The sequence below is a fragment of the Actinokineospora diospyrosa genome, assembly GCF_024171925.1.
GTDB lineage: Bacteria > Actinomycetota > Actinomycetes > Mycobacteriales > Pseudonocardiaceae > Actinokineospora > Actinokineospora diospyrosa.
In genome coordinates, this window is sequence record NZ_JAMTCO010000016.1 from 99474 (window position 1) to 111988 (window position 12515).

Below are 12515 nucleotides of genomic sequence, written 5' to 3' on the forward strand. Positions count from 1 at the left end.
GCGGCGGGGCGCGGGGGGTGCGGCGGAACGCAAGGGGCGCGGCAGTGGGGTGTGGTGGGAAGCAGAAGGGGCACGAGGGTGGGAAAGCAATGGGCGAGGGGGTGAGCGCGGTCGGGTTGTTGGCTGAGGGGGTCCGCACGCGCACTTCACCGGGGGTTTGGCAGGGTGGCGGGTGATGAACCAGAACCCTGAGCCGGGCGGTGAGCAGCGGCTCGCGCCAAGGCCGTTGGAGCGTCCGGCGGTGGATCCCGCCGCGGCGGTGGTGTTCGGGCGGCCCAGTGGGGTTGACGGGGCCTTCTCGCCGATCGGCGCGGCGCGGGTGGCCGTGGGTGAGGTGCGGTCCGCCCCGCCGACGCCGGAGGCGTTGGTCAGTGCGTTTGGGCGGCCCGCGGGGGACACGTCCCTGCTGCAGCGCCCGCCGGGTAGTCGGGAGCCGCTCGACGGGGCCGATGCGGCGTTGTGGGCGGGGGAGTCCGACCCGTGGCGCGATCCGGCTGCCGGGGCGGTGATCGGGCCGCCCGCGCTGGCCAAGGACGACGACGCGGATGCCGATGAGGACACCAAGGCCGGGCCGCTGCTCAGCCTCAGCGACGTGCTGTTCGGGCGGCGGGTCAAGCCGTTGGCGCTGGGGGTGCTCGGGCTGGTCGCGCTGCTGATCGGCGCCGCGGGTGGGTTCGTCGGGTGGCTCGTCGCGCGCGGTGGGGACGCGCTGACCAGCGATGTGACCCTCGCGCGGACCGAGGTCGGCAAGGAGCGGCCCGCCGGGTCCGTCTCCGACATCGCCAAGCGGGTGCGGCCCGCGGTGGTGTCGATCGAGGTCAAGATCGCCCAGGGCGGCGGGACCGGCTCCGGGGTGGTCATCGACGGCTCCGGCTACATCGTCACGAACTGGCACGTGGTGACCCTGGAGGGGCGCGCGGACGCCTCGGCGAAGATCACCACCGTGTTCACCGACGGGACCAGGGCCGAGGCCCAGCTCGTCGGCACCGACCCGAAGACCGACCTCGCCGTGATCAAGGTGAAGGTCACCAACCCGACCGTGCTGCGCTTCGGCGACTCCAACGAGCTGCAGGTCGGCGACAGCGTGCTGGCCATCGGCTCGCCGCTGGGCCTCACCGACACCGTCACCGAGGGCATCGTCAGCGCGCTGCACCGGCCGGTCGTGGCGGGCGGCGACAACGGCGAGGCGCCGATCACCTACGACGCGATCCAGACCGACGCCGCGGTGAACCAGGGCAACTCCGGTGGCCCGCTGGTGGACTCGACCGGCGCGCTGGTCGGCATCAACTCCGCGATTCGCAGCAGCGCGGGCAACACCGGCAGCGTCGGCCTCGGGTTCGCCATCCCGTCCAACGACGCCAAGCGCATCGCCGAGGCGATCATCCGCGACGGGTCGGTCAAGCACGCCGACATGGGCGCGAACGTCAAGTCGGTGTCCGCCGAGACCGCCGAGGGCGCCCAGGTGGTCAACGTCACCGACGGCGGGGCCGCGGCCAAGGCCGGGCTGGCCGAGGGCGACGTGATCCGCAAGGTGGGTGACCGGCAGGTCCGCAACGCGGCGGAGTTGACCGTGGCGGTGCGCCAGTACCAGCCTGGCCAGACCGTTCCCGTGGTGTTGGCCCGGCAGGGCCGAGAGCTGACCATTCAGGTAACCCTGCAGTCGGATTGACCGGCTACCCTGGTGGCCAGAGGCGTAGTTCGGAGGTAGCGAGGGTGTTCGAAAGCATCGGCTGGGCCGAGATCCTCGTACTCGGCATCGCCGGTTTGTTCATCTTGGGTCCGGAGCGGCTGCCGGGAGCGGCGGCCTGGGTCGGGCGCAGCATGCGCAAGGTGCGCGAGTTCGCGACGGGGGCCCGCGACCAGCTCAAGGGCGAGTTGGGCACTGACTTCGACGAGCTGCGCAAACCGCTGCAGGACCTGCAGCAGTTGCGCAACTTCGACCCGAAGCAGATGGTCGCCAAGCAGCTGTTCGGTGACGACACCAACGGCACCAAGCCCAACGGGTTCGCCGCCCAACCGGCCATCCCGCCCGCGCCCCCCGCGGCGCCCAAACCCGAGCCGCCCAAGCTCAACCCCGGCGAGCGTCCGCCGATCGACCCGGACGCCACCTGACAGGAAGACTCGGCGCCCCAGGGGGGCGCCGAGTCTTTTTCGTACCGGACCAGCGCTTACCGGCCCGCGGGTGACACCGACAGCATCCGCCCGGCGAGCCCACGGGCGCGCACCGACAGCTTGGTCGCGATCTCGATCAGCACCTTCGCCGCGGCCGTCTCCGGCTGCGACAGGACCAGCGGGGTGCCCGCGTCGCCGCCCTCGCGCAGGCGGGGGTCCAGGGGGACCTGGCCGAGCAGCGGCACGGTCGACCCGACCGCCCGCGACAGCGACTCCGCGACGCTCTGGCCGCCGCCGGTGCCGAAGAGGTCGGCGCGGGTGCCGTCGGGGAGTTCGAACCAGGACATGTTCTCGATGACCCCGGCGACCCGCTGGCGGGTCTGCAGGGCGATCGCCCCGGCGCGCTCGGCGACCTCGGCCGCGGCCTGCTGCGGCGTGGTCACCACCAGGATCTCCGCGTTCGGGATCAGCTGGGCGACCGAGATGGCGATGTCACCGGTGCCCGGCGGCAGGTCGAGCAGCAGCACGTCCAGGTCGCCCCAGAACACGTCGGCGAGGAACTGCTGCAGCGCGCGGTGCAGCATCGGCCCGCGCCACACGACCGGGGTGTTGCCCGGGGTGAACATGCCGATCGAGATGACCTTCACGCCGTTGGCCTGCGGCGGCAGGATCATCTTCTCGACCTTGGTCGGCTTCTCCGTCGCGCCAACCATGCGCGGGATGGAGTGGCCGTAGATGTCGGCGTCGACGATGCCGACCTTCACGCCGCGGGCGGCCATGGCGACCGCGAGGTTGACCGTCACGCTCGACTTGCCGACCCCGCCCTTGCCGGAGGCGACGCAGTAGACCCTGGTCAGCGAGCCGGGCTCGGCGAACGGGATGCGCGGTTCCTCGGCGTCGCCGCGCAGGCTCTTGCGCAGGGCGGTGCGCTGCTGGTCGTTCATCACGTCCAGCTCGACCGCCACCGAGCGCACCCCGGGCAGCGCCGACACCGCGGCCGTGACGTCCTTGGTGATCTTGTCCCGCAGCGGGCAGCCCGCCACGGTCAGGTAGATGGCGACCTCGACCCGGCCGTCCGGGTGCACCGCGATGTCCTTGACCATGCCGAGGTCGGTGATCGGCTTGTGGATCTCCGGGTCCTGCACGCCAGCCAGGGCCTTGCGGACGGCCTCGACCTCGGGAACCTGTTCGGTGGTGGTCACCGCCCCATGCTACGGGCGGGTAGCGCGGCGGGGTGCGCGCGGATGGGCAGGACCACAGTGCGGGTACGCCGGGAATACCCGGCCACCGCGTGCGGGCGCCGCGCTGTTCCGTACCATTATCACCCTGTTTGTGCCGCTAGGAGGAATCTTGACCGTGCCGGAGAGCACCGCCCGGCCCACCCGAGAAGAACTGCACGCGTGGCGCACCTTTTTGCGGGCGCACGCGCACATCACCCGGGTGCTCGAGGCCGAGTTGGTCGCCGAGCAACGCCTTTCCCTCGGGGGCTACGACGTCCTCGTCCAACTGGCGGAAGCCCCGGAACGCAAATTGCGAATGGCAGAACTCGCCGACGCGGTCTTGCTGTCCCGCTCCGGGGTGACCCGCCTGGTCGACCGGCTGGAACGGGCCGGAATGGTCGCCAGGGAACGGGTCGCTGGCGACGGCAGGGGGGTGGTCGCCGCGCTCACCGCGCAGGGGCTCGACGTTTTGCGCACCGCGTCCAGAACGCACCTCGCTGGCGTTGTCCGGCACTTTGTCGCACGGTTGGATGACGCCCAGTTGAGTGACCTCGGCGACCTCTGCGGGAAGTTGATCGAATAGCGCCCGGGTGTTGTCCCGCCGACAGCACCCTGGCGCGCCTAGTTGCTGACCTCGTCCCAGCGCGGGTCGTCGCGCAGCGCTTTGGCGTCCGGGCGCGATTTGTTGCGCTTGCCCTTGAGGTCGCCGCGCAGTTTGTCGAGTTCGCCGCGCAGGTAGTCGCGGGTGGCCACCTCGCCGACGGCCAACCGCAGCGCGGCGAGCTCGCGGGCGAGGAACTCGGTGTCGGCCTTGGTCTGCGCCGCGCGCGCCCGGTCCTCCTCCAGCGACACCCGGTCCCGGTCGTCCTGGCGGTTCTGCGCGAGCAGGATCAGCGGCGCGGCGTAGGCGGCCTGGGTGGAGAACGCCAGGTTCAGCAGGATGAACGGGTACGGGTCCCAGCGCAGGCCGACCGCGACCAGGTTCAGCGTGATCCAGGCGAGCACGAGCAGCGTCTGCCAGAACAGGAACTTGCCGGTGCCCAGGAACCGGGCCAGCCGCTCGGAGAAGCGGCCGAAGGCGTCCGGGTCGATGGCCAGCCGCCAGCCGCGCGGCCTGCGGGGCTGGTCCAGGCGGCGCCTGCTGATCGGCTCAGCCACGGTCGTCCCCGTTAAGCCCGGCCGGTTCGCGTTCGCGCCAGCCCTCCGGCAGCAGGTGGTCGAGCACGTCGTCGACGGTGATGGCGCCGAGCAGGTGCTCCTCGTCGTCCACGACCGGCGCGCAGACCAGGTTGTAGGTGGCGAAGTAGCGGGTCACCTCGACCAGCGAGTCGGTCGGCCGCAGCCGGGCCAGCTCCTTGTCCACCGCCCCGGCGACCAGGTCGAACGGGGGTTCGCGCAGCAGCCGCTGGATGTGCACGCAGCCCAGGTAGCGCCCGGTCGGGGTCGCGGTCGGCGGCCTGCACACGAAGACCATGCTGGCCAGCGCCGGGGGCAGGTCCGGGTTGCGCACCCGCGCCAGCGCCTCGGAGATCGGCGCGTCCGGGGTGAGCACGATCGGTTCCGGGGTCATCAGGCCGCCCGCGGTGTCGAACGAGTACTCCAGCAGCCGCTTGACCGGCGCGGACTCCTCCGGCTCCATCAGCTCCAGCAGCCGGTTCTTGTCCAGTTCGGACAGCTCGGCGAGCAGGTCGGCCGCGTCGTCGGGGTCCATCGCCTCCAGCACGTCGGCGGCGCGCTCCTCGTCGAGGTGGGCCAGCAGCTCCTTCTGGTCCTCCTCGGGCAGCTCCTCGATGACGTCGGCGAGCCGCTCGTCGTCGAGCGCGTCGGCCACCTCGTAGCGGCGCTTGAGCGGCAGGTCCTGCAGTGCGCTGGCCACGTCGGCGGCCCGCATGGTGTCGAACACGGCGAGCAGCTGGTCGGCCGCCTGCGGCGCGCTGGAGAGCTCGGTGATCCCGGGCGCGCGGATGTCCGACCAGGCCAGCACCGTCACCGGCCCGCGCCTGCCCAGCCGACCGGTGCGCTCGCGGATGGCCACCCGCGACAGCACCCAGTCGCGGGTGCGGGTCTGCTCCATCGCCGTGTCCACGACCTGGGCCCGCGCGCCGCTGGCCACCACGGTCACCCTGGCGTCGAGCAGCTGGCCGACCACCAGGACCTCGTTGGGCCGCTGGGTGAAGTGCCGCAGGTTGACCGAGCCGGTGGCCAGCGTCACCGCGTTCGCGTCGATCATCGCCACCCGCAGCATCGGCACGAAGATCCGCCGCCTGCTGGCCAGCTCGATCACCACGCCGAGCACCCGCGGCGGCGACCCGTCGGTGCGCAGCCCGGCCACCAGGTCGCGGATCCGGCCGATCGACTCGCCGTCCGGTCCGAACACCGGCAGACCGAGCAACTGCGCCGCGAAGATCTTGCCCATGCCCGCCACGCGGTCAGGCTAGCCCGACTCGGCCGAGCTCACCGCTCGGCGTGGGCCCTCAGCCGATGACCTGGTCGGTGCGTTGGTAGCGCACCTCGCGCTTAGTCCGCGCCTTGCTGATCAGACCAGAACTGTGCAGCACAGAGAGGTGGTAAGAGACCGTCGCGGGTGCTAGGCCGTGCCGCTTGGCCAGGTCTGTTGTGGTGCGAGGCGCTCCGAGGTCACGCAGCAAGGCCGCGCGCGTTGGGCCTAAGAGCTTGGCCATCGCGGCCGGGTCAGCCTTCGGCGCGACCAGACCTTGGGGCGGGTAGTACAAGACGGAGTTCTCCGCCTCTTCCAGTTGTGTGTAGAACTCCGGCCACGTCAGCGCCACCGGCGTCACAGTCAGGTCGCCCGGTGTGCCTTCCCGGTTCCACGAGTTGACGATCCGCAGCGCGCTGCCGTCCCAGGTGATGTTGCTGTGCAGGGACGTGAAGAGAGCGCTGATGCCTTCCGTCGCCATGATGCGCGCTTTGGCGGATATGTCGACATCGAGGCGTTCCTTCAGGCCGGGCCAACTGTCGGCCATGGCGATGCTCCAGAACTTGGCCATCCCGTTCGCGAGTCGTGAGGCGAGCGTCCCCGCTTCGGCTGCCGCGATGACCTTGCTCGATGGGGCGGGCATCTTCGCCACCTGTTCCGCCGCGACTTCCGCTGACGTCGCTGCCATCAGCTCTAGCTGAGTGGGCCAGACGCGGTCAGGCGGAGCTATAGGCGGGATCGGTGTGATGAGGTCCGGTTTGTAGTAAGGGCCGCTAGGCAGAGTGCTTGCGACCAATCGCACGTCTGGGTCGCGCATCGCGAAGCGGGCCGCGGCACCGGGTTTGCCAAACAGGGGGTGCTGGCGCTCGTTCACGGTGTTCAAGAGCCAGGCCATCGCTTCGGCGGCGGGTGACGTCGCGAGGCGGACCCTGCTTAGCACCGCCGCGTCGAGGTGGGCTGTGATCACTGGAACCTGTCGGTGCGTTGGTACCGCACCTCGCGCTTGGCGCGGGCTTTGCTGATCAGGCCGGAGCTGTGCAGCACGGATAGGTGGTAGGAGACCGTTGCGAGTGCCAGGCCGTGTCGTTTGGCCAGGTCTGAGGTGGTGCGGGGGGCTTCGAGGTCGCGCAGCAGGGTCGCGCGGGTCTGCCCCAGGAGTTTGGCCATCGCGGCGGGGTCGGTGTTGGGCGCGCTGAGCCCTTGGGGCGGGTAGTACAGGACGGAGTTCACTGCGTCCCCCAGCTGGATGTAGAACCTCGGCCACGTCAGGGCCACCGGTGTCACGGTCAGGTCGCTTGGCCGCCCTTCCTGGTGCCACGGGGTAGCGATCCGCAGCGCGCTGCCGTCCCAGGTGATGTCGCCGTGCAGGGAGGCCAAGAGCGCGCCGATGCCTTCCGTCGCCATGACGCGGGCCCTGGCGGTGATGTCGGCGTCGAGGCGTCCCTTCAAGCCGGGCCAACTGTCGGCCATGGCGATGCTCCAGAACTTGCTCATGCCGTTCGCGAACCGTGAGGCGAGCGTGCCCGCCTCGGCTGCCGCGAGGACCTCCTTCGACGGTGCGGTCAGCAGCGCTACTTGGCTCGCAGCGTCTTCCGCCGTAGTCGCGGCTATCGCCTCTAGTTGAGTAGGCCAAACCTGTTCGGGTGGAACAAGAGGCGGGATCGGGGTCAAGAGGTCTGGTTTGTAGTCGGCGTTACTTGGCAGCGTGCTCGCGACTAATCGCACATCCGGGTCGCGCATCGCGAACCGAGCCGCGGCACCGGGCCTGCCGAAGACGGGGTGCTGGTGCTCGTTGACCGTGAGGAACAGCCAGGCCATGGCTTCGGCCGCAGGGGACGTCGCGAGGCGAGTCTTGCTTAGCACCGCCGCGTCGAGGTGGGCTGTGATCACTGGAGGCGGTCGGTGCGCTGATAGAGGACGGTCCGCTTAGCGCGGGACTTGGTGACCAGGCCGGAGTTGTGCAGGACGGACAGGTGATACGACACCGTCCCGACCGCGAGTTGGTGGCGCTTGGACAAGTCTGTGGTGCTGCGCGGCACGTGGAGGTCCTGTAAGAGGGTCGCCCGCGTAGTTCCGATGAGGCGCGACATGGCACCTCTATCGCCGTCGGTGGGGATGCCGAGGCCTTGGGGCGGGTAGTAGAGGACAGAGCTGTCCGGTTCCTCTAGCTGCACGTAATAAGTGGGCCAGGTTAGGGCTACCGGACTGATGACTAAGTCCGTCGGCTCTGTCTCCCAGTGGTAGGTGCTCTTGGCGATCTCGATGGCTTCCCCGGTCCAGCGGATCCGGGTGTGCAGGGAGCCGAGCACCTCACCTATGCCGCCGTTGGCCATCAGCTTCGACTTCGCGGTCATGTCGATGTCGAGCCGCTCGCGCAGCCCGGACCAGCTCTCGGCCATCGCCGCGTCCCAGAACCGGGCGAGCCCCTGGGCCGCGCGGACCGAGAAGGTGCCGGACTCCGCGGCGCGCCTGGCGTCCGCGCTCGGCCGCCTGCTCGAGGCGACCTGGAAGGCGGCGACGTCCGCCTCGGTGGCGGCGACCATGTCGAGCTGCTCGGCCAGCGTCCGCTCGACCTGGGTGCGCGGGGGCGGTGGCGTCAGCAGGTCGGGCATGTAGCCCTTCCCCCTGGGCAGTGTGCTGGCGATCATCCGCACGTCGCGGTCGCGCAGGGCGAACCGGGCGGCCGGGCCGGGCGCGCCGAAGATCGGGTGGCGGCTCCCGTCGATCGTCCTGACCAACCAGGCCAACGCCTCCGCCGCGGGGGAGATCGCCAGCCGGACCCGGCTGAGCACCGGGGCGGTCAACCGAGCGGTGATCACCGGACCAGGTTAGTGGTGCTTTCGAACGCCTTCGAAACGTTTCCGGTTACCCGCCGGTTCGCGGTGTGCTGTGCGCCTGGGGGGCGACGGCCGGGGCCCGGGGGGTGGTCCCGGCCGTCGGCACGTGTCGGTGGCCACAATGGCGGCGCGGGCAGCGGCGTGGTCGACTAGAACACTGGTTGTTACTGGTCGGTTAACCTCGATCGGAGGTCGCATGCGCTCCCCGAAGGACTTCTTCCGCCCGCTGGCCGTCGGTGCGCCCGAACCGGTGCGGGAGATCCCGTTCCGGCCGTCGCGCATGATCCACTTCTTCGACCCGGGCAACGAGAAGATGGCCGCCAAGGTCCCGGACCTGGTGGCCCGGGCCGATGTCCTGCTCGGCAACCTCGAGGACGCCATCCGCGCCGACCGCAAGGTCGCCGCCCGCGAGGGCCTGGTGCGCGTCGCCCGGGCGACCGACTTCGCCGGCACGCAGCTGTGGACCAGGGTCAACAGCCTCGACTCGCCGTGGGTGCTCGACGACCTGATCACCCTGGTCACCGAGATCGGCGACAAGCTCGACGTGATCATGGTGCCCAAGGTGGAGAGCGCGGCCGACATCCACTACGTCGACCGGCTGCTGGCCCAGTTGGAGGCCCGCGCCGGGCTGACCAGGCCGATCCTGGTGCACGCGCTGCTGGAGACCGCCGCTGGCGTCGCCAACGTCGAGGACATCGCGACCGCCAGCCCGCGCATGCAGGGCATCTCGCTCGGTCCGGCCGACCTCGCCGCGAGCAGGCGGATGAAGACCACCCGCGTCGGCGGCGGCCACCCCGGCTACCTCGTGCGCACCGACCCGGTCGGCGACGACCTGACGGCCGGGCGCACCACCTACCAGCAGGACCTGTGGCACTACACCGTCGCGCGGATGGTCGACGCGTGCGCCGCGGCCGGGATCCTGCCGTACTACGGCCCCTTCGGTGACATCGCCGACGTCGTCGCCTGCGAGGACCAGTTCCGCAACGCCTTCCTGCTCGGCTGCGTCGGCGCGTGGAGCCTGCACCCCCGCCAGCTCGACATCGCCCGCCGGGTCTTCTCCCCGGACCCGGCCGAGGTCGCCTGGGCCCGCCGGGTCATCGCCGCCATGGGGGACGGCACCGGCGCGGTCATGCTCGACGGCAAGATGCAGGACGACGCCACCGTCAAGCAGTGCCGGGTGGTGGTCGAGCTGGCCGACGCGCTGGCCGCCCGCGACCCCGAACTCGCCCGCGCCTACGCCGCCGAGGAGATCACCCGTGGCTAACCCCCGCCGCTCGGTCCTGTACATGCCCGGCGCCAACGAGCGCGCCCTGGAGAAGGCCCGCGGGCTCGACGCGGACGCGCTGATCCTGGACCTGGAGGACTCGGTCTCCCCGGACGCCAAGGCCGCCGCCCGGGATCTCGTGTGCGCCGCTGCGGGCTCTTACGGCAACCGCGAGGTGACGATCCGGGTCAACGGCCTGGACACCGAGTGGTTCGCCGACGACGTCCGCGCCGCTGCCGCCGCCGCGCCGGACGCGATCGTCGTGCCCAAGGTCAACTCGGTCGCGGACGTCCACCGAATCCTCGACGCGGTCCCCGGGGACGTCCCGATCTGGGCGATGGTCGAGTCCCCCGTGGCCATGTTGCACGCCTACGAGATCGCGTCCGCGTCGCCCCGGTTGGCCGTGCTTGTGTTGGGCACCAACGACTTGGCGAAGGAACTGCACGCCGAACACGTCCCCGGCCGCGCCCCACTGCTGACGTCGCTGTCCCTCGCCCTCCTCGGCGCACGGGCCGCAGGCAAAGCCATCCTCGACGGTGTCTACAACGACGTGAAGGACCTGGACGGCTTCGCCGCCGAATGCACCCAAGGCCGCCAACTCGGCTTCGACGGCAAGACGCTGATCCACCCGAGCCAACTGGCCCCGTGCAACGAGATCTTCGCCCCGTCCGAGGCCGAGATCGCCCACGCGGAGAAGGTCATCGCCGCCTTCCACCAAGCCCAATCCGAAGGCAAGGGCGTAGCCACCGTCGACGGCAAGATGATCGAAAACCTCCACGTCGCCAACGCCGAACGCATCCTCTCCGTCGCGGCGGCGATCAACGCCGGCTAGAGTTCGCCCTGTGTCCGCCGACGCTGTGCGTGAGATCGAGGTTGAAGGCTTCACCTCGATCTCGCAGGCGACCGTCCGCCTGGGCGCGGTCAACGTGTTCATCGGCGCCAACGGCGCGGGCAAGAGCAATCTCTCCAGGTCTTCGAACTCCTGGGAAAGATTGTCGAGGGCGATCTGGGCCTGCACGTCGGACTGAACGGCGGCGCGTCGGCATTGCTGAATCGACTCGCGCCCGCGCGGCAGATAAGGCTGGCGATTCGGGGCGATGGGTACAGCTATGAGGCGGCCTTGTTGCCTGCGGCGAATGACGAGCTGGTATTCGGCTCGGAGATCGCTGGTCTGCCCGACGAGTCGATCGCGTTTGAACGAGGAGGGCGAGAGAGCAGGTTTGCATCGCTGTCCGAACGCGGTTCTCATGTCGAATGGGTGAACAAGGTAGCAACGCTGCTTCGCGGCTGTCGGGTCTTTCACTTCCACGACACGAGTCGAAACTCCCCGGTCAAGCAGTTCTCACCCGCTGCTGACAACATAACTCTGCGGGCGGATGCCGAGAACCTGGCGGCCGTGCTACTGGCCATGCGTGACTCCGATGACGATTCCGCCTATCGGCGTATCGTGGCTGTTGTTCGACAGGTGGCGCCCTTCTTCCGGGACTTCGTCCTCCAGTCGGAGGGTGACGATCGAGTGCGGCTGAGGTGGCGGCAAGAGGGCTCCGATGTGGTGTTCTCCGCCAACCAGATGTCCGATGGCACCCTCCGCTTCGTCTGCCTGGCGACATTGCTGCTGCAGCCTGACTTGCCGAATGTGGTCGTCCTCGATGAGCCGGAACTGGGGCTGCACCCGTTCGCGATCGTGCAACTCGCGGCGCTCCTGAGACAAGCAGGCGCCCGTGCTCAAGTACTGCTCGCCACCCAGTCGGTCACTCTGATGAACCAGTTCGAACTGCGGGACATCATCGTTGTTGAGCGCGCCGGTGGCGGCTCGACGTTCTCTCGGCCAGACGCCGAGCACTTGGCCGCTTGGTTGGAGGAATACTCCTTGGGGGAACTCTGGGAGAAGAACGTGCTCGGCGGCAGGCCAGGTTCCGCCGGGAGCAGCCCGTATGTCTGACCGTCTCCGCCGCCTGCATCTGCTTGTGGAGGGGTACACCGAGGAAGCGGCGGTAACGGAGGTTCTGAAGCCACACCTCGAGCAGGCTGGGTGGGCGGTCACCTTCTCGATCATCGCCACCCGCCGGGTCGTCAGCGGCCCGTCGAACCGGGGCGGAGTGGCGACATGGGCCAAGTTGAAGCGGGAGATCCGACTCCTGTTGGGGACTCGAGCCTCGAAGTCTTGACGACCCTCATCGACTACTACGGTCTGCCAGAGGACTGCCCCGGCGTGGCCGACTTGCCGTCGCGGGACCCGTACGAGCGGGTCGCACACGTTGAGGCGGCGCTGGCGCGGGAGGTCGGTGACGGTCGCTTCCGGCCGAATCTCGTCTTGCACGAGTTCGAGGCCTGGGTGTTCGCGGCCGCCGACAGCCTGGGCAGGCTGCGCAATGATCAAACTCTGGCTGACCGGCTGACCGAGGACACCCGTCGCGCGGGTGGGCCCGAACTGGTCAATGACGGTCTCTCCACGGCACCGTCGAAACGTCTGCTGGCCTACTGCCGCGACTACATGAAGACGGTCGAGGGGCCGCTGGCCGTCGCTGAGCTCGGCGTGGATGGTCTGCGCGCTCAGTGTCCGCACGTGCACGACTGGTTGCTTGGGCTCGATGCCTGAGGGCGAATGTTCAGTGAACTGGGCTCGGGGTGCGGTGCCCGCCTGC

Annotated in this window: 14 protein-coding genes; 8 read left to right on the forward strand and 6 right to left on the reverse strand. The window is 69.8% G+C overall.

All coding sequences use genetic code 11. From position 1 onward, the window contains the following. Positions 1-175 precede the first annotated feature (175 nt). Both LV75_RS29160 and tatB read left to right on the forward strand, forming a co-directional pair. Entirely contained in the window at positions 176-1669 is a 1494-nt protein-coding gene (locus LV75_RS29160; protein WP_253890554.1) for a S1C family serine protease, read from the forward strand. Between the two features lie 44 nt (positions 1670-1713). Next, positions 1714-2112 (forward strand): Sec-independent protein translocase protein TatB, encoded by a 399-nt coding sequence (gene tatB, locus LV75_RS29165; RefSeq protein ID WP_253890555.1) that lies wholly within the window; start codon positions 1714-1716, stop codon positions 2110-2112. A gap of 56 nt (positions 2113-2168) precedes the next feature. Here tatB and LV75_RS29170 read toward each other — a convergent pair whose 3' ends face one another. Beyond that, positions 2169-3314, reverse strand: coding sequence for an Mrp/NBP35 family ATP-binding protein (locus LV75_RS29170; RefSeq protein ID WP_253890556.1), 1146 nt, complete (start codon positions 3312-3314; stop codon positions 2169-2171). A gap of 148 nt (positions 3315-3462) precedes the next feature. Between LV75_RS29170 and LV75_RS29175 the strand changes: the two genes are divergently transcribed. Continuing rightward, a complete protein-coding gene (locus LV75_RS29175; protein ID WP_253890557.1) occupies positions 3463-3915 on the forward strand; it encodes a MarR family winged helix-turn-helix transcriptional regulator in 453 nt (150 codons plus the stop codon). Positions 3916-3953: 38 nt separating this feature from the next. Here the strand turns inward: LV75_RS29175 and LV75_RS29180 are convergent, their stop codons facing one another. The 5 genes from LV75_RS29180 to LV75_RS35685 form a co-directional block, all read right to left on the reverse strand. Continuing rightward, complete coding sequence (locus tag LV75_RS29180; RefSeq protein ID WP_253890558.1) at positions 3954-4490, reverse strand: DUF1003 domain-containing protein; 537 nt, start codon at positions 4488-4490, stop codon at positions 3954-3956. After that, positions 4483-5757: a magnesium transporter MgtE N-terminal domain-containing protein gene (locus LV75_RS29185; protein ID WP_253890559.1), complete on the reverse strand. Its 1275-nt coding sequence runs from the start codon at positions 5755-5757 to the stop codon at positions 4483-4485. Before LV75_RS29185 ends, LV75_RS29180 begins: the two co-directional genes overlap by 8 nt. A gap of 49 nt (positions 5758-5806) precedes the next feature. After that, complete coding sequence (locus LV75_RS29190) at positions 5807-6412, reverse strand: ArsR/SmtB family transcription factor (protein ID WP_253890560.1); 606 nt, start codon at positions 6410-6412, stop codon at positions 5807-5809. A gap of 320 nt (positions 6413-6732) precedes the next feature. Next, positions 6733-7659: an ArsR/SmtB family transcription factor gene (locus LV75_RS35680; RefSeq protein ID WP_253890561.1), complete on the reverse strand. Its 927-nt coding sequence runs from the start codon at positions 7657-7659 to the stop codon at positions 6733-6735. Next, positions 7656-8588, reverse strand: a complete 933-nt coding sequence (locus LV75_RS35685; RefSeq protein WP_253890562.1) for a winged helix-turn-helix domain-containing protein — start codon at positions 8586-8588, stop codon at positions 7656-7658. The genes LV75_RS35680 and LV75_RS35685 overlap by 4 nt, the downstream gene beginning before the upstream one ends. A 214-nt stretch (positions 8589-8802) precedes the next feature. Between LV75_RS35685 and LV75_RS29205 the strand changes: the two genes are divergently transcribed. The 5 genes from LV75_RS29205 (at position 8803) to LV75_RS29225 (ending at position 12469) form a co-directional block, all read left to right on the forward strand. Next, positions 8803-9870, forward strand: a complete 1068-nt coding sequence (locus LV75_RS29205) for an HpcH/HpaI aldolase/citrate lyase family protein (RefSeq protein ID WP_253890563.1) — start codon at positions 8803-8805, stop codon at positions 9868-9870. Further along, positions 9863-10702, forward strand: a complete 840-nt coding sequence (locus LV75_RS29210) for an HpcH/HpaI aldolase/citrate lyase family protein (protein ID WP_308211060.1) — start codon at positions 9863-9865, stop codon at positions 10700-10702. The genes LV75_RS29205 and LV75_RS29210 overlap by 8 nt, the downstream gene beginning before the upstream one ends. Before the next feature lie 10 nt (positions 10703-10712). Further along, complete coding sequence (locus LV75_RS29215; protein ID WP_253890564.1) at positions 10713-10898, forward strand: hypothetical protein; 186 nt, start codon at positions 10713-10715, stop codon at positions 10896-10898. 17 nt (positions 10899-10915) lie between these two features. Further along, positions 10916-11812, forward strand: coding sequence for an AAA family ATPase (locus tag LV75_RS29220; protein ID WP_253890565.1), 897 nt, complete (start codon positions 10916-10918; stop codon positions 11810-11812). Between the two features lie 222 nt (positions 11813-12034). Continuing rightward, positions 12035-12469, forward strand: coding sequence for a DUF4276 family protein (locus LV75_RS29225; protein ID WP_253890566.1), 435 nt, complete (start codon positions 12035-12037; stop codon positions 12467-12469). The last annotated feature ends 46 nt before the right edge of the window (positions 12470-12515 follow it).

Bases quoted from the DNA above. Each gene is read 5' to 3' on its own strand.
- LV75_RS29160 (WP_253890554.1), top strand. From the start codon at position 176: ATGAACCAGAACCCTGAGCCGGGCGGTGAGCAGCGGCTCGCGCCAAGG.
- LV75_RS29205 (WP_253890563.1), top strand. From the start codon at position 8,803: ATGCGCTCCCCGAAGGACTTCTTCCGCCCGCTGGCCGTCGGTGCGCCC.
- LV75_RS29190 (WP_253890560.1), bottom strand. From the start codon at position 6,412: ATGCCCGCCCCATCGAGCAAGGTCATCGCGGCAGCCGAAGCGGGGACG.